Annotated in this window: 16 protein-coding genes and 1 tRNA gene; 14 read left to right on the forward strand and 3 right to left on the reverse strand. The window is 60.0% G+C overall.

Going from position 1 to position 16969, the window contains the following annotated elements; genetic code table 11:
- Positions 1–108 precede the first annotated feature (108 nt).
- Positions 109–738 carry a flavin reductase family protein gene (locus tag AC07O2_RS06505; RefSeq protein ID WP_495074927.1) on the reverse strand — a complete coding sequence of 210 codons (630 nt, stop codon included), beginning with the start codon at positions 736–738 and terminating at the stop codon, positions 109–111.
- A gap of 289 nt (positions 739–1027) precedes the next feature.
- Here AC07O2_RS06505 and AC07O2_RS06510 point away from each other — a divergent pair, with 289 nt between their 5' ends.
- Positions 1028–1528, forward strand: coding sequence for a chemotaxis protein CheW (locus tag AC07O2_RS06510; protein ID WP_495074928.1), 501 nt, complete (start codon positions 1028–1030; stop codon positions 1526–1528).
- Between the two features lie 43 nt (positions 1529–1571).
- Complete coding sequence (locus AC07O2_RS06515; RefSeq protein ID WP_495074929.1) at positions 1572–3314, forward strand: methyl-accepting chemotaxis protein; 1743 nt, start codon at positions 1572–1574, stop codon at positions 3312–3314.
- Positions 3315–3496: 182 nt separating this feature from the next.
- On the opposite strand, the gene AC07O2_RS06520 is transcribed toward AC07O2_RS06515, so the two are convergent.
- Positions 3497–4489 (reverse strand): response regulator, encoded by a 993-nt coding sequence (locus tag AC07O2_RS06520; RefSeq protein WP_495075088.1) that lies wholly within the window; start codon positions 4487–4489, stop codon positions 3497–3499.
- 16 nt (positions 4490–4505) lie between these two features.
- Entirely contained in the window at positions 4506–8036 is a 3531-nt protein-coding gene (locus tag AC07O2_RS06525) for a hybrid sensor histidine kinase/response regulator (RefSeq protein ID WP_495074930.1), read from the reverse strand.
- 189 nt (positions 8037–8225) lie between these two features.
- Between AC07O2_RS06525 and AC07O2_RS06530 the strand changes: the two genes are divergently transcribed.
- The 12 genes from AC07O2_RS06530 (at position 8226) to AC07O2_RS06585 (ending at position 16959) form a co-directional block, all read left to right on the forward strand.
- Positions 8226–8528, forward strand: a complete 303-nt coding sequence (locus tag AC07O2_RS06530) for an urease subunit gamma (protein WP_495074931.1) — start codon at positions 8226–8228, stop codon at positions 8526–8528.
- A 30-nt stretch (positions 8529–8558) separates the two neighbouring features.
- Entirely contained in the window at positions 8559–9149 is a 591-nt protein-coding gene (locus AC07O2_RS06535; protein ID WP_495074932.1) for a HupE/UreJ family protein, read from the forward strand.
- Positions 9150–9161: 12 nt separating this feature from the next.
- Entirely contained in the window at positions 9162–9467 is a 306-nt protein-coding gene (locus AC07O2_RS06540) for an urease subunit beta (protein WP_495074933.1), read from the forward strand.
- Positions 9468–9469: 2 nt separating this feature from the next.
- Positions 9470–11188 (forward strand): urease subunit alpha, encoded by a 1719-nt coding sequence (gene ureC / locus AC07O2_RS06545; RefSeq protein ID WP_495074934.1) that lies wholly within the window; start codon positions 9470–9472, stop codon positions 11186–11188.
- Positions 11188–11802 (forward strand): urease accessory protein UreE, encoded by a 615-nt coding sequence (ureE, locus tag AC07O2_RS06550; RefSeq protein WP_495074935.1) that lies wholly within the window; start codon positions 11188–11190, stop codon positions 11800–11802. The genes ureC and ureE overlap by 1 nt, the downstream gene beginning before the upstream one ends.
- Positions 11768–12571 (forward strand): urease accessory protein UreF, encoded by an 804-nt coding sequence (locus AC07O2_RS06555; protein WP_495074936.1) that lies wholly within the window; start codon positions 11768–11770, stop codon positions 12569–12571. Before ureE ends, AC07O2_RS06555 begins: the two co-directional genes overlap by 35 nt.
- Positions 12565–13212, forward strand: a complete 648-nt coding sequence (ureG, locus tag AC07O2_RS06560; RefSeq protein ID WP_495075089.1) for an urease accessory protein UreG — start codon at positions 12565–12567, stop codon at positions 13210–13212. The genes AC07O2_RS06555 and ureG overlap by 7 nt, the downstream gene beginning before the upstream one ends.
- Positions 13213–13257: 45 nt before the next feature.
- Complete coding sequence (gene queE, locus AC07O2_RS06565) at positions 13258–13896, forward strand: 7-carboxy-7-deazaguanine synthase (RefSeq protein ID WP_495074937.1); 639 nt, start codon at positions 13258–13260, stop codon at positions 13894–13896.
- 34 nt (positions 13897–13930) lie between these two features.
- Positions 13931–14296, forward strand: a complete 366-nt coding sequence (locus AC07O2_RS06570) for a 6-carboxytetrahydropterin synthase (protein ID WP_495074938.1) — start codon at positions 13931–13933, stop codon at positions 14294–14296.
- Positions 14297–14350: 54 nt separating this feature from the next.
- Positions 14351–14438 (forward strand) — tRNA-Ser (locus tag AC07O2_RS06575).
- A gap of 306 nt (positions 14439–14744) precedes the next feature.
- Positions 14745–15578, forward strand: coding sequence for an ABC transporter permease (locus tag AC07O2_RS06580; RefSeq protein WP_495074939.1), 834 nt, complete (start codon positions 14745–14747; stop codon positions 15576–15578).
- The gene (locus AC07O2_RS06585; RefSeq protein ID WP_495074940.1) at positions 15568–16959 is read left to right on the forward strand and encodes an ABC transporter ATP-binding protein; all 1392 of its coding nucleotides are present in this window, start codon (positions 15568–15570) and stop codon (positions 16957–16959) included. The genes AC07O2_RS06580 and AC07O2_RS06585 overlap by 11 nt, the downstream gene beginning before the upstream one ends.
- The last annotated feature ends 10 nt before the right edge of the window (positions 16960–16969 follow it).

Genomic DNA, 16969 nt, shown 5'->3' on the forward strand with positions numbered 1-16969 from the left:
ATCTTGCGCAGACGACACCTGCGCCAAAGGCCTATTTCATTGCTAACTTGGTGCCACACAAAGTTGGGCGTGTGCACAAGCTCTCACGCTACGGTGGATTGGCAGCGGCTACATCTCGTCTATCTGCATCGAGCGCGACTGGGCCTGTGCCTCCAGGGCGTAGCGCTCATTCGTCTTCACATAGAAGCTGGCGCCAAAGCGACCCACCGGGTGGTAATGCTGCAGGCGCACGCGCCAAGTGTCGGTGTCGATCAGCTCGTCGCGCGCATGCATCCAGCGCACCTGGCCGATGAAGATCTGGCGGCTGTCGGTCTCCAGCGTTTCCCATAGCGTGCACTCAAACGCCACGGGCGCCTCGGCGATGCGCGGCGGCGCCACAGCGCAGGACGGCGCGGCCGTCAACCCCACGGCTTCCAGCTCGCTCTCGTGGGGTGGTAGGCGCTCGCCGCAGCGGTGCATTTGCTCGGCCAGGTCTTCGTCGCACATATGCACCACGAATTCCCCGCTGCGCTGGATGTTGGCGGCCGTGTCTTTCAGGTAACCGTCCTGCAGGCGGTTGATGCTGAGCATAACGATGGGTGGCTCCTCGCCCATCATGTTGAACATGCTGAAGGGCGCGGCATTCACCACGCCGGTAGGCCCCAGGGTGGTGACCAGGGCAATCGGGCGCGGCACGATCAGGCTCGCCATCATCTTGTAGCGCTGGTATTCGGTCAGGGTGGAAAAGTCGATGTTCATGGAACGCCATGGAGTGGTGAAGAGGCAACTGGGCCAACGGCCTCACAAGCCATCAGCAATATGCATACCCGCGCCGAAGCGGGCAGCGGCAAAAACGAGCACACCCCTAGCCTTCTTACGACAAACCAATGCGCCACGAGTAGATGAATCATTAATATCAAATTATTTCAATAAGACGAGTTATTTGATAACAAATGTTCCTTTTTATCAAAATGTGCACTTTTTAACGATAGAAATGAAACGAAAAAATTAGAATACACACATCTACCCACACACCCAGGATGCCACGATGACCCAACCGGTCCCCCACCCAAATACCAGCGCGCCAACAGCGCGTGGCACAACCAGCGAGTACCTCTCGTTTCAGCTCGGTACCGTGGAATACGGCATCGACATCCTGAAAGTGCAGGAGATCCGCTCGTACACCCAGCCTACGCATATCGCCAACGCACCCGACGAATTGCTCGGCGTCATCAACCTGCGCGGTGTCATCGTGCCGATCATCGACCTGCGGCTGAAGCTGCATTGCCCCACAGCCGCCTATACGGCGTCCACCGTGGTGATTGTTTTAAGCCTCGTCCACCAAGTCATCGGCGTGGTGGTCGACTCGGTGTCTGACGTGGTGCAACTGGAGCCCACTTGCATCCAGCCGCCGCCCGGTCTGCAGATGGGTACCGACGAAGGTTTCATCACCGGCCTGGCCAATCTGGAAGAACGGATGTTGATCCTGCTGGATACCGAATCCTTTCTGGGCAGCGCCGAACTTAGCCAAAACCTCACCGTTCACTAGTAGCCCGTTATTTCCGAACAATTCAATTCAAAGAGGAATCAAAATGAACTTCAAGAACTTCACCGTCAAAGGCCAACTGGGTTTTGCCTTCGGGCTACTGGCTGCATTGGTATTGGCCATCTCCTGCGCCGCCTTGTTCACATTGAACAACACCAACAACCATTTCACGGAATACAACCATGTCAATGTTGCCCAGTCCCAACTGGTGGCAGATGTGCGTGGAGCGGTCAACCGCCGAGCCATCGCAGCACGCAATCTGGTACTGGTCACCACTCCCGAAGATCTTGCCGCAGAGCAACAAGCTGTGACGCAGGCCCACCAGGACACCCAGGATTCCCTGCTCAAACTAAATAACGCCATCAAACAAAACCCGCAGATCAGCGCCGAAGAACGCCGCCTGGTCGATGAAATCAACCATGTCGAAACCCTGTATGGCCCAGTGGCACTCGACATCGTAAAGCTGGCGCTGGATGGCAAAAAAGAAGAAGCCATTGCCAAGATGAACAAGGAATGCCGCCCCCTGCTGGCAGCCTTGCTTACAGCAGCCAGAAAGTACCAAGAGTTCAGTGTCAAGAGTGGAGCCGAAAGTGTCGCCGTCGCAGGAGCCGACTACAGCCAAGCAAAATTTTTGCTGATAACCGCCAGCCTGGTAGCGATGGCTGCAGCCGTGGCATTGGGTGTTCTCATCACCCGCAACTTGGTGGGCGCCCTGGGTGGTGAACCCGCAGCTGCGGCAGACCTGGCCCGTGCCGTGGCCCAAGGCAACCTGACCATGCCCATCACCGTCAAGCCCGGCGACAGCACCAGCCTGATGGCACAGCTCAAAGCCATGCAGGACAGCCTGGTCAGCGTGGTGTCCAATGTGCGCCAAAGCGCCGATGGCGTCGCTACCGCCAGCGCCGAAATCGCCCAAGGCAATAGCGATCTGTCCAGCCGCACGGAACAACAAGCCAGCGCGCTGGAAGAAACCGCCGCCTCCATGGAAGAACTCTCCAGCACTGTCAAGCAGAATGCCGACAGCGCCCACCAGGCCAACCAATTAGCCGTCAATGCATCCACTGTTGCCATCCAAGGCGGCGAGGTGGTCAGCCAGGTGGTGGATACCATGAAAGGCATCAACGACAGCTCGAAGAAGATCAGCGACATCATCAGCGTGATCGACGGCATCGCCTTTCAAACAAACATCCTGGCGCTGAACGCTGCCGTGGAGGCCGCCCGTGCCGGCGAACAAGGCCGCGGCTTTGCCGTGGTGGCCAGTGAAGTGCGCAACCTAGCACAGCGCAGCGCCGCTGCCGCCAAAGAGATCAAGACCCTGATCGACAACAGCGTGACCCAGGTGGAGCAAGGTACCACGCTGGTGGCCAAGGCCGGCACCACGATGACCGAGGTGGTTACCGCCATCCGCCGCGTGACCGACATCATTGGCGAAGTCAGCTCGGCCAGCAGCGAGCAAAGCCAGGGCGTGGCCCAGGTCGGCGAAGCCATCACCCAGATGGACCAGGTCACGCAGCAGAACGCGGCCTTGGTCGAAGAGTCGGCCGCAGCCGCCAACAGCCTGCAGAGCCAGGCCGAGCAATTGCTGCAGTCGGTGGCCGTATTCAATCTGGGTACGCATACAAATACCAACGCCACGCCGACCACGCCCCGGCAGGAACAGCGCAGCCCTACACGCACCAACAATGTTGTGCGCCCCACGTTCGCTACCAGCAAGCTTGCAGCCCCCAAGCCCTTCACACAAAAAGCCGCGCTTGCTGCGACCGGCACTGATGGCTGGGGCAGCTTCTAAAAACCCCGGCGGGCGCGTACACGGCCCGCCAACGGCAAACACCGAGGTCCCTGCCGGGTGCTACATCAGCACCCGGCAGGGACCTCGGTGTTTATGCAGGCTGCAAACGATTTAATTACTATCTATTTCATAGCTACCAGCGCAGGCAATACCTGCGTCAGAGGCATGAAAGCTTATACGTTCTAGCCCTCAAACTGCGGGTGCAGCTGGCGAATCTTGGTCATGGCCATGCCAGCGGCGGCGGTACGTGTCTCGACCCCCATCTTCACGTAGACGCGCTCCAGGTGCTTCTTCACCGTGGCAGGGCTGCTGCCCAGGATCTCGCCGATGTCGCGGTTGGTCTTGCCCTTCACCACCCAGTACAGCACCTCGGCCTCGCGGCCGGTGAGCTTGAAGCTCAGGCTCATGGCCTCGATCACGGCCGCGTCGGACACCTCCCGCATCACGATCAGCCAATCCCCCCCGCCCTCGCTGTCGCCGGTCTGCTGGTGCAGGCGAAAACTGAGGCGGCGCGCGCCTTTCTCGAAGCTCAGGCGCGGCGGCTCAATTTGCTGTTCTGCCGCCGGTAGATGCAGCTGCAGCCAGTCCACCACTGGCTGCGGGGTCTGCGGAGCGCTGGTGCCAAAATAGTCCAGCAGCAGGTCGCGGGCCAGCGCGGTTTGCCACATCAGTTTGCCGTCGCTGGCGCGCACAGTGATGCTGGCGTAGCCAAAAGCGTCCAGCGCATTGCGTGCCTGGCCGGCCTGGTGCACCTGCTGGCGGGCCTGGCGGGCGCCTTGCAAATGCACATTCATGCGGGCCAGCACCTCCTTGGGCTTGATGGGCTTGGTGACGTAGTCCACACCACCCGCGTCCAGCGCGGCCACCAGGTGCTCGGTCTCGGTCAGGCCGGTCATGAAGATGATGGGGATGTGGGCCGTGGCAGGATTCGCCTTCAGCCGGCGCGCCACCTCGAAACCGTCCATACCGGGCATCATCGCGTCCAGCAGCACGATGTCGGGCAGGGCCTGGGCGGCACGCTGCAGTGCGGCTTCGCCCCGGGTGGCGACCAGCACGGTGTAGCCGGACTCGTCCAGCGCGTCGTGCAGCACGGCCAAGTTGTCGGGCACGTCGTCCACGATCAGCACCACGTCGCTGTTGCGACGGTCCAGCGTGGTGCCCAGCGGGTCAGGCATGGCGGAGGAAATCGGCTTAACGGGCATGGGCGTTGTCGGGTGCCTGGGCCAGCAACTGGCCTATGGCTTCAAACTGAAATTGTTGGGCCAGGGCGCGCACTTCCTGCACCAGGCCCTGGCATGCTGGCTGGGCGGCGTCCAGCGCCGCCAGCTGGTTGAGGATACCGCGGTAAAAGCCGAGTTCGGCCACCTCGCGCAAAGCCTGCAGGCTGGCCGCATCGGGCCAGACCCGCGCCGACGGCGGCTGGGGCGCAGCGGGCACCGTCGCGGCAGCATCTGTCCACTGCAGGCCCAGGCGGCGCTCCAGCCAGTCCAGCAGCTCGCTGTGGCGTACCGGCTTGGTGATGAAGTCTTCGGGGCGTATGCCCACGTCGTTGTCCAGCCCCTTGTCAAAGGCGTTGGCCGATACGACTGCAACATGCGCCTGGATGTGGCCATCTGCGCGCAGCCGGCGTATGGTTTCCCAGCCGTCTATCCCGGGCATGGCCAGGTCCATCAGCACGGCGTCGGGGCCATAGCCGGCAGCCAGCAGGTCCAGCGCGTCGTGGCCGCTGGCGGCGGTGCGCACCTCAAAGCCCAGGGGCTGCAGCAGCTGCACCAGTAGCTCGCGGTCGGGTTCCTCGTTGTCCACCACCAGCAGCTTACGGCGCGCGCCCAGGTAGGCGCGGCGCACACGCGGGACGGCGGGCCGCAAGGCCTTGGCGTCACCACCGCGGATCTCGGGCAGGAACAACTTGACGCGGAACACCGCGCCCTGCCCCGGCGTGCTGGTCACGGTCATCTCGCCGCCCATCAGGTCGGTCAACATCTTGGCGATGGTCAGGCCCAGGCCGGCGCCGGGCGCGCCTGGATTGGCGGGGGCGGACGAGGTGCCACGCGCAAATGGCTCGAAGATGCGCTCCAGCTCATCTGCGCTCAGGCCCGGGCCGGTGTCTTCAATGTCGATCACCGCCATCTCCAGCGCATAGCGCACGCGCAGGCGCACATGGCCGCTGGCGGTGAACTTGATGGCGTTGCCCAGCAGGTTGATGAGGATCTGGCGCAGCCGCTTCTCGTCGGCGCGCACCTGCTCGGGCAGCACGCCCTGTGGGTCGAAATGAAAAGCCAGGCCCTTGGCCCGCGCCTGGGGTTCGAACATATCGCCCATCTCGTGCAGCAAATCGGCGAACGGCATGGGCTTGGTGGCCAGGGTCAGCTTGCCGGACTCGATGCGCGCAATGTCCAGCGTGCCTTCGATCAGTGACAGCAGATGCTCGCCGCCGCGCCGGATGACGCTGACCGCCTGCTGCCGGTGCGGCGGTACGCTGGCGTCTTCACCCATCAACTGGGCATAGCCCAGGATGCTGTTGAGTGGTGTGCGCAGCTCGTGGCTGATGGCGCTGATGTAACGGCTCTTGGCCTGGTTAGCCTGGTCGGCCGCACACTTAGCTTGCTCGGCGATCTGCCGGGCCTGCTCGGCCACCAGCTTGGCTTCTTGCAGGGCGCGGTCGGTCTGCTGGTGCAGGGCAATTTCGCGCTGCAGCAAATGCGTCTGGCGGTTCGATTCCTCTTGCGCCACTTGGCGGCTTTTGTGCGCCAGCACCAGCCACCAGGACACGATGCCAGCCGTGACGATCAAGGCCATATAAGCTTTGACGAAACCGGAACGCAGCGCCTGGCTAGGATCAAAATCAAGCTCTGACGCAGATTCCACCAGCGCACGCAGCTCTTGAAAATATAGCAATCCAAACAAGGTGGCCAGCACCGGCACCACCACCAGCATCAGCAAAATGAAGTGCGCCAGACCGGTGTCCAGGTAGGGCCATATGCGCTGCGGCAACAGCCAGCGCAGCGCCGCCGCCCACTGGACCGACAGGCTGGCCTGGGGTTTGCACAGATCGCCACAGCGCGCATCCAGCGTGCAGCACAGCGAGCAGATGCTGCCCTGGTAGGCAGGGCAATGGGCCATGTCAGGCGACTCGTATTCACGCTCGCAGATCACGCAGCGCTGCACCTTCAGGCGCTGATAGCTGCCAGCAGGCTCAGGGGGCGCGGCAACGCTTCTCCAATCCGACTGCGGGCCACGTGCGATGTAGTAGCGGCCCCTCGTCCACCACGCCAGAATTGGCGAAGCCACCAAAGCCGTGCCCAGCGCAATCAAGGCCGAAAACGCATGCGCCAGCGGCCCCAGCAGCCCCATATAGGCCACCATGGACAGCATGGACGCCAGCGCCATCGATCCCACGCCCACGGGGTTGATGTCGTACAGGTAGGCGCGCTTGAATTCAATACCCGGCGGCGACAAGCCCAGCGGCTTGTTGATGACCAGGTCGGCCACCACTGTCATCATCCAGGCGATGGCCAGGTTGGAGTACAAGCCCAGCACGTCGCCAAGCGCCTCGAACACATTCATCTCCATCAGCATGAAGGCGATGAGCGTGTTGAACACCACCCACACCACCCGGCCCGGGTGGCTGTGGGTGATGCGCGAAAAGAAGTTGGACCAGGCCAGCGAGCCCGCATAGGCGTTGGTGACGTTGATCTTCAGCTGCGACAGCACCACGAAAGCCGCTGTGACTGCCACCGCCCAGCCGTACTGCGGAAACACGTACTCGTAGGCCGCCAGGTACATCTGGTTCGGGTCCACCGCGCGCTCCGGCGGCACCATATGGGTGATGGCCAGGTAGGCCAGCAGCGCGCCGCCCAGCATCTTTACCATGCCCAATAGCACCCAGCCCGGCCCGCCGGCCAGCACACCCAACCACCAGCGCCCCCGGTTGGCGGCGGTCTGCGCCGGCATGAAGCGCAGATAGTCGGCCTGCTCCCCCATTTGGGTAATCAGGGCAATGCCCACCGTGAGGGACGCACCAAATGAGAGCAAATTAAATCCCTCACCCTGGCCGGAAACACCAGCATAGTGCGCAACCGCACCAAAAACGCCCGGCTCGCGCATCCACACGTAGGCAAACGGCACGACCAGCAGCGCCAGCCACAGTGGCTGGGTCCAGACCTGCAACCGGCTGATGGCCGACACCCCGTGCGTCACCAGCGGTATCACCACCAGCGCGCACACCAGGTAGCCCCAGCGCGGTGGAATACCCAGGGCCAGCTCCAGCGCATAGGCCATGACGGCCGCCTCCAGCGCGAAGAAGATGAAGGTGAAAGACGCGTAGATCAGCGAGGTCAGCGTGGAGCCTATGTAGCCAAAGCCCGCGCCGCGCGTCAGCAGGTCCATGTCCACACCAAAGCGCGCCGCGTAAATGCTGATGGGCAGGCCAGCCATGAAGATGATCAGCGCCGTGGCCAGAATGGCCCAGAAGGCGTTCACAAAGCCGTACTGCACCAGCAGCGTGGCGCCCACCGCCTCCAGCACCAGGAAGGACGCGGCACCAAAAGCCGTGTTGGCCACCCGCCATTCGGACCATTTGCGAAAGCGCTGTGGGGCAAAGCGCAGGGCGTAGTCTTCCAGCGTCTCGCGCGCCACCCAGCTGTTGTAGTCGCGCCGCACCTTCACCACATGCTGTGGCGCGTCGTTCAAAGGAATGTGTTCTGCATCTTGCACCCCCATAGCCTCGCAGTTTTCAGGCCACCGGCCGGCTGTGCAATGCGCCCAATGGCGTACGCCGGGGCACAGGGATTGCTACATACTTGTCTAATAATCCGATGCAACTTTCACACACTGAGCCCTTATGGAACTAACGCCTCGTGTTCGGCCTGCCTTTGGCGGCCGCGCGAGCTAATACTTGAGTGAAACGAAATGGAACTGACACCTCGCGAAAAAGACAAGCTGCTGATCTTCACCGCCGCCCTGCTGGCCGAGCGGCGCAAGGCGCGCGGCCTGAAGCTGAATTACCCCGAAGCGATTGCCTTCATCAGCGCCGCCGTGATGGAAGGCGCCCGTGACGGCAAGAGCGTAGCCCAGCTGATGAGTGAGGGCCGTACCGTGCTGGGCCGTGCCGACGTGATGGACGGCATCGCCGAAATGATCCCCGACATCCAGGTCGAAGCTACCTTCCCCGACGGCACCAAGCTCGTCACCGTGCACCAACCCATTGTTTAACCACCGTTTAACCCTCTGGACGCCCACACCATGCGCACGCCCTCTCTACGCACTATTGTTTTGATAGCTTCTGCCGCAGTATCTACGGGCGCAAGCGCCCATTTAGGCACTGATGCCGGGGTACACCATGCATTTCTGGACGGACTGGTGCACCCGCTGACCGGCATGGACCACATGGCCGCCATGGTCGCCGTGGGCCTGTGGAGTGCCATGACGGCACGCCGCGTCTGGCTGGCACCCATCGCTTTCGCCGGCATGCTGCTGATGGGCGCGCTGCTGGGCCTAGGCGGGCTAGAGCTGCCGGCGGTGGAGCCGATGATCGCCGCGTCCCTGCTGGTGCTGGGCCTGCTAGTCGCTACGCAAGCCAAGCTGCCGGCTGCGCTGGCGACAGGCCTGGTCGGCGCATTCGCGGTGTTCCACGGCGTGGCGCATGGCACCGAGCTGGCCGGCGGCGACAACGGCTGGCTGCCGCTGGTGGGCATGCTGGTGGCTACCGCCGGCTTGCACCTGGCGGGCGTGGGTATCGGCCTGGCGATGCGAGCGCATAGCACCTGGTGGCCGCGCGCCATCGGCGGTCTGGTCACGCTGCTGGGCGGTGCATTTCTGCTGCAACTGGTTTAAGAGGTATTGGCCATGACTCCAGGCGAACTCTTCATAGACGCGGGCGAGCACGCCCTGAACACCGGGCGCCGCACGGTAACCCTGGTGGTCAACAACACGGCCGACCGGCCGATCCAGGTCGGCTCGCACTACCACTTTGCCGAAACCAATGGCGCTTTGGGCTTTGACCGCACCGCAGCCCAGGGAATGCGGCTGAACATTGCCTCTGGCAGCGCAGTGCGCTTCGAGCCCGGCCAGCAGCGCACGGTGGAGCTGGTGGATTTCGCGGGCGACCGCACGGTGTATGGCTTTCGCGGACTGACGCAAGGGAAACTCTGACCATGGCAACCATTGGCAAACGCGCCTACGCGGAAATTTTTGGCCCCACCGTCGGTGACCGGGTACGCCTGGCCGATACCGACCTGCTGATCGAGGTCGAAAAAGACCTGACGCTGCACGCCGGCGCTTACGGCGAAGAAGTGAAGTTCGGCGGCGGCAAGACCATCCGCGACGGCATGGCCCAAAGCCAGCGCATGAACAGCGAGGGCGCGGTGGACTGCGTGATGACCAACGCGCTGATCCTGGACCACTGGGGCATCGTCAAGGCCGACATCGGCCTCAAGGGCGGGCGCATCGTCGCCATCGGCAAAGCCGGCAACCCCGACGTGCAACCCGGCGTGGACATCATCATCGGCCCGGGTACCGAAGTCATCAGCTGCGAAGGCAATATCGTCACCGCCGGTGGCATCGACAGCCACATCCACTTCATCTGCCCGCAGCAGATCGAGGAAGCCCTGGCCAGCGGCGTGACCACCATGATGGGCGGCGGCACCGGCCCGGCCACCGGCACCTTTGCTACCACCTGCACGCCCGGCCCCTGGAACATCGAGCGCATGCTGCAGGCGGCGGACGCCTTCCCCATGAACCTGGGCTTTCTGGGCAAGGGCAATGCCAGCCTGCCCAACGCGTTGCATGAACAAATCAACGCCGGCGTGATCGGCCTGAAGCTGCACGAAGACTGGGGCACAACGCCAGCCGCCATCAGCAACTGCCTGGACGTGGCCGACGCCACCGACACCCAGGTCGCCATCCATTCCGACACGCTGAACGAGAGCGGCTTTGTCGAAAACACCATTGCCGCCACCAAGGGCCGTGGCCTGTGCGCCTTCCACACCGAAGGTGCTGGCGGCGGCCACGCACCAGACATTTTGCGGGTGGTGGGCGAGGCGAACTTCCTGCCCAGCAGCACCAACCCGACCATGCCGTACACCGTGAACACGCTGGACGAGCATGTGGACATGCTGATGGTCTGCCACCACCTGGACGCCAGCATCCCCGAAGACCTGGCGTTTGCCGAGAGCCGCATTCGCAAGGAAACCATTGCCGCCGAGGACGTGCTGCACGACCTGGGCGCCATCAGCATGATGAGCAGCGACAGCCAGGCCATGGGCCGCGTCGGCGAAGTCATCCTGCGCACCTGGCAGACGGCACACAAGATGAAGCAGCAGCGCGGCAGCCTGCCCGAGGACAACAGCCGCAACGACAACTTCCGCGCCAAGCGCTATGTGGCCAAGTACACCATCAACCCGGCCATTGCCCACGGTATCAGCCACGAAGTCGGCAGCATCGAGGTCGGCAAATGGGCCGACCTGGTGGTGTGGAAGCCGGCCTTCTTCGGCGTAAAGCCCGCACTCATACTCAAAGGTGGCTTTATCGCCATGGCCGCCATGGGCGACCCGAACGCCAGCATCCCGACGCCGCAACCGGTGCATTACCGCCCCATGTTTGGCGCTTTTGGCAGCGCACTGGCGCGCGGCTCGCTGACCTTTGTGTCGCAGGCCGGGTTGAACGCCGGCATCCAGGACAGCTTTGGCCTGAAAAAGCCCCTGAGCGCGGTCAAGAACATCCGCGGTGTGCGCAAGCAGCACATGGTGCACAACAGCTATCTACCCAAGATGGAAATCGACGCCCAAACCTATAGCGTGCGTGCCGACGGACAACTGCTAACCTGCGAAGCAGCAGTAAGCTTGCCCATGGCACAACGTTACTTTCTCTTTTAATGCTCCAAACCTCCAAACTGATCTCCCAAGGCAAGGGCCTGGCCCCTGCCCTGCTCAAACGCGCCAGTACCGTGGAGCTCGACTGGGACGTACGGCAAAAAAGCCGCTTCGACGCCACCGATTCACTGGGCCGCAAGCTGGGCGTCTTCTTGCCACGCGGCACTCTGGTACGCGGCGGCGACGTGCTGGTGGCCGAAGACGGCTCGCTAGTGCGGGTACTGGCTGCACCCCAATCCGTGCTGGTCATTACTGCCTGTACCAGCCACGGCACGCCCTTTGACCTGACACGCGCTGCCTACCACCTGGGCAACCGCCATGTGCCAATTGAACTGCAGCCCGACCACCTGAAGATAGAGCCCGACCACGTGCTGGCCGACATGCTGCGCTCCATGCACCTGGACGTGGTGGAAGCCAATGTGGCCTTCGAGCCTGAAGGCGGCGCCTACGCGTCCGGAGGCCACAGCCATGGTGACCATGCACATGGCCATAGCCATGAGCACGCCCCCGCCACGCGCAAGCCGGTGAACATTCCCATCGCCGCAGCACCGCATGTGCACGGCCCCGGCTGCGGCCACGACCATGGACATGACCACGGACACGGCCATTCCCACTGAGCCCATGACCGTGCGCAGAGTCCGCCCGCTAACGCCCCCGACACGCCGCCACCCCGCCAAAGCAATTAGCCGCGTTGCCAGCCCGCAGGAATCGGCCACGCCCAGTCTCTTGCAGCTAATCTGGCTTGCGTCGCCGGCTTTGCCTGTGGGTGGTTTTTCCTACTCAGAAGGCCTGGAAGCGGCGGTAGACCGTGCGGGAGTAGCTACAGAAAGTAGAGCATCTGACTGGTTGGTGGATCAACTGCATGTAAGCCTGGCACGCGGTGACCTGGCAGCCATCGCCAAAGCCATTCCCGCCTGGCGGCGCGGCGCCGTTAAGGATGTCGCCGAACTGAACGCCTGGGTGCTGCAAACCCGCGAGAGCAGCGAGTTCCGCGCCCAGGCCGAGCAAATGGGCCGGTCGCTACTGGACTGGCTGCGCAACCACAATACCGCCACGCCAGACCATATTGCGGCCTGCGCCCAGATGCAGCCCACCTACCCCATCGCCTACGCCCTGGCCGCGGCCGCCACCCAGGCCCCGCTGCGCGACTGCCTGTTGGCCTACGCCTTTGGTTGGGCCGAGAACATGACCCAGTCGGCGATCAAATCCGTACCCTTGGGCCAAAGCGCCGGCCAGCGCATACTGGCGCGATTGGCCGCCGACATTCCGGCCGCCGTAGACCAGGCCATCCAGCTTCCCGACAGCCAGCGCCAGGCGTTTTCGCCCATGCTGGCCATTCTTTCCTCCCAGCACGAAGTGCAATATTCCAGACTGTTTAGATCATGAGCACACTGCACCACATCGCAAATCGCACCAAGAAACTGCCACCGCTGCGCGTCGGCATCGGCGGGCCGGTGGGCTCGGGCAAAACCACCTTGCTGGAAATGCTGTGCAAGGCCATGCGCGACAAATACGACCTGGTAGCGATCACCAACGACATCTACACCAAGGAAGACCAGCGCCTGCTGACCGTCAGCGGCGCCCTGCCCGCCGACCGCATCATGGGCGTGGAAACGGGCGGCTGCCCGCACACAGCAATCCGAGAAGACTGCTCCATCAACCTGGAAGCCATAGACCGCATGCTGGTCGAACACCCGAATGCCGACATCGTGTTTGTAGAAAGCGGCGGCGACAACCTGGCCGCCACCTTCAGCCCCGAGCTCAGCGACCTGACGATCTACGTGATCGACGTGGCGGCGGGCGAAAAAATCCCGCGCAAAGGCGGCCCCGGCATCACCAAGAGCGACCTGTTCGTCATCAACAAGACCGACCTGGCTCCGCACGTGGGCGCCAACCTGGACATCATGGAATCCGACACCCGCCGCATGCGCGGTGCAAAGCCGTTTGTGATGACCAACCTGAAAACCCTGACCGGACTGGCCGAGGTAGTTAGCTTCATTGAGACGAAGGGCATGCTGGCCCAGTAAAATCAAGGGCTTAGCAAGTTTCACCGCGCACAGCGGTGCTCACACATGACCTATAGCGTCAAAGAGATTTTCTACACCCTGCAGGGCGAAGGCGCCCAGGCAGGCAGCCCCGCCGTGTTCTGCCGCTTTGCGGGCTGCAACCTGTGGACCGGCCGCGAAAGCGACCGCGCCACCGCGATCTGCCGCTTCTGCGATACCGACTTTGTGGGCACCGACGGCACTCTGGGTGGCAAATTCGCCTCCGCCGACGACTTGGCCGATCTCATTGAGGCCCAGTGGCCCGCTGGCGAAACCCAGAACCGCCTGACCGTCTTAACCGGTGGAGAGCCCTTGCTGCAGGTAGATGCAGAACTGGTCACTGCCCTGCATACCCGCGGCTTTCGCATCGCCGTGGAATCCAACGGCACCGTGCGCGCCCCCGAAGGCATAGACTGGCTCTGCATCAGCCCCAAAGCCGGTGCGCCCTGGATACAACAGCAAGGCCAGGAGCTGAAGGTGATCTGGCCACAACCGGGCCTTGACCTGAACACATTGGCCCACACCGGCCAATTCACCCACCGCTTCCTGCAGCCCATGGACGGCCCGGAACAGTTGGCCAATATGGGCCTGTGCATAGACACCTGCATGCGCCAGCCCACTTGGCGCCTGAGCATCCAGACCCACAAAATCAGCGGCATCCGCTGATCCAATCCCCCATTTTTTGTTTGCGAGTATCCCAATGCAGCTGACCATCAGCCAACGCTTCTATTTCGACGCCGCCCACACACTTCAACGCGAAATTGAAACAGCAGGTAGTCGCCGCATCCATGGCCACACCTACCATGCAGAGGTCAGCGTGACTGGGCCGCGCGATCCGGTGAATGGAATGGTGCTGGACTTGGGATTTTTGCGTCAGCGGCTAGAAGGTGTGCGGGAGCAACTGGACCACCATTTGCTGGACGAAGTCCCTGACCTCGGCACCCCAACTCTGGAGAACTTATGCATGTTTATTGCTGCACAACTGGCGGACATAAATCCACGCGTCAATAGGGTTCGGGTTTGGCGCGATGCAATCGGCGACGCATGCGCGCTGGATGTCCCATAAATAGGGTACGTTTTGTAACAATGGGGTAAATACCAAGGTTAGAATTGTGGGCTTGGAAGCGTGGCAGAGTGGTCGATTGCACCGGTCTTGAAAACCGGCGATGGGAAACTATCCGTGAGTTCGAATCTCACCGCTTCCGCCATATCTGGCATAACTCTATAGTGTGCAAGGAAAGCTAAATCTGCGTGACTTGCCCATGGCGTCTTCGCTTTCCTCATCAAGCATATCCTGCTAATTAGCGTGCCAATAAGCCATGCTCCAAAGCAGCCATAAACAAGCAAAAACAATAAGACACTGGATGTGCAGATGGTTGAATCCCATTCTCTTAAAGAAACTTCGCCGCAATGAGTCTTCCGCTATTCCGCACGCTTGAGCCCTTTTACCCAGAGCCCCTCACACCCATCTGCCCATCCGGCTTTCCCCTCTCTACGCCTAAGATGCCGCTTGTATGAATCCACATGCTGCGCATCCCACCTCGCTTGCGGCTTTGGCACGCAGCCTCTGGCTTCATCGCCAACTTATTCTGCAAATGACCACGCGCGAAGTGCTGGGTCGCTATAAGGGTTCGGCATTCGGTATGGCATGGTCGTTTTTCAATCCGGTGTTCATGCTGGTTGTCTACACCTTCGTATTCTCTGAGATCTTCAAATCCCGCTGGGGCGGAGAAGGCGGCAACGACAGCAAGACGCAATTCGCCGTACTGCTGTTTGTAGGCATGATTGTGTTGAACTTGTTCAACGAAGTCTTGAATCGTGCTCCGGGCTTAATAGTGGGCAACGTCAACTACGTCAAAAAAGTAGTTTTTCCGGTAGAAATTTTGCCCGTTGTCGCAACAGGAGCGGCCTTGTTTCATAGCTTGGTAAGCCTCGGCGTATTGCTCGTGGCATTCGCTATTTTCAACGGCTACGTGTACTGGACTGCCGCTTTAACCCCGTTTGTGCTACTTCCCCTCGTAACCCTGGCCACCGGTATTGCCTGGATGCTTGCATCTTTAGGTGTATTTTTACGTGATATCGGTCAAACTATCGGCGTATTTACGACTGTTCTGATGTTCCTCTCGCCTGTATTTTTTCCGGTATCCGCTGTTCCAGAACGATTTAGGCCATACATCATGGCCAATCCTCTAACCTTCATTATCGAACAGGCACGTGAGGTGCTAATTTGGGGACATATGCCGAACTGGGCGGGCTTAAGTGTGTACACCGTCGCGGCCACCGTGATAGCTTGGGCAGGCTACGCTTGGTTTCAAAAAACCAAGAAGGGTTTTGCAGATGTCCTTTAATAATACTGTGATTCGCGTTAAAAATCTTAGTAAGTGTTACGAAATTTATAACGCTCCAAGGGATCGACTAAAACAATTTCTTCTACCCCGTTTGCAGTCCCTAATCGGCCGCTCAGTCAAGCAATACTTCCGCGAGTTTTGGGCGATCAAGGATTTGTCGTTTGAAATCAAAAAAGGCCAAACGGTAGGAATTATTGGGCGCAATGGTGCCGGTAAGTCAACCTTGCTACAAATACTCTGCGGAACATTGACCCCAAGCAATGGAGAGGTTGAAATCAATGGCCGCGTTGCCGCTCTTCTTGAATTGGGTGCTGGCTTCAGCGCCGAATTTACAGGGCGCGAAAATATATACATGAACGCCGGTGTTTTGGGATTAAGCAAAGAAGAAGTCGACATTCGCTTTGAAAAAATAATTGAATTTGCGGATATTGGTGATTTTCTTGATCAACCGGTAAAGACGTATTCATCGGGCATGTACGTTCGACTTGCGTTTTCCGTTGTCATCCATGTTGATGCCGACATTCTAATCGTTGACGAAGCTCTAGCAGTAGGAGATATAGCATTTCAGGCCAAATGCATGATGGCACTTAGAAGTCTGATGGATGCTGGAACAACTGTATTATTTGTCAGCCATGATACTTCAAGCGTAAGAAATTTATGCGAAAAAGTATTATGGCTAAATAACGGAAAAATGAAAGCCTTTGGCGAACCAGAATTGACAATAGGCCAATATGTTGCCGAAGCGAACTTATCCATAAATAGTCATTTATCCAAAGACCGCCCCGCTCCCACTCCGCGTCAAACTGAACTTGCTATTGCAGTTAATGGCATGGATCGAATGATGCAAATGGAAGCACATAGCTCCTTCGCCAAAGGCTGGCGCAGGTATGGTGATGGACGTGTCAGCATCTTAAATGTTGCACTACTGAACCATAAAAAGCAACCAATTGACACAATCATTCTACGGGAAGATTTTTTAATTCGATTTCATATTTTCTCCAAGGTCGCAGTGAAAAATCCAGTCTTTGGATTTTCATTCAGAGACCTGAAGGGCAACCAGATAATTAGCTCCATGACCTCAAATTATCGAAATTATGAGATCTCCGATTTGCAGGCGGATTGCAATTATATTATTGAAATTAGAGGGAAAAACCTTCTAACACAAGGCGCCTACACACTCACACTCGGTATCGAAAGTGTAGCGGAAAAAAATATTGCCCACGAATATATTGACGTATTAGAAAATGCGATAGTTTTTCAAAGCAGCTTCAGCAATGATCCTCATGACATATTCCCAGGAATGGTATGGCAAGACGTTGACATTCGTCTTCTCGACATGAATAAGCACGCCTCGGATTTACAAACTCATTCATTCGCTTAAAATTATTAAA

The sequence above is a fragment of the Rhodoferax sp. GW821-FHT10B06 genome (assembly GCF_059415605.1).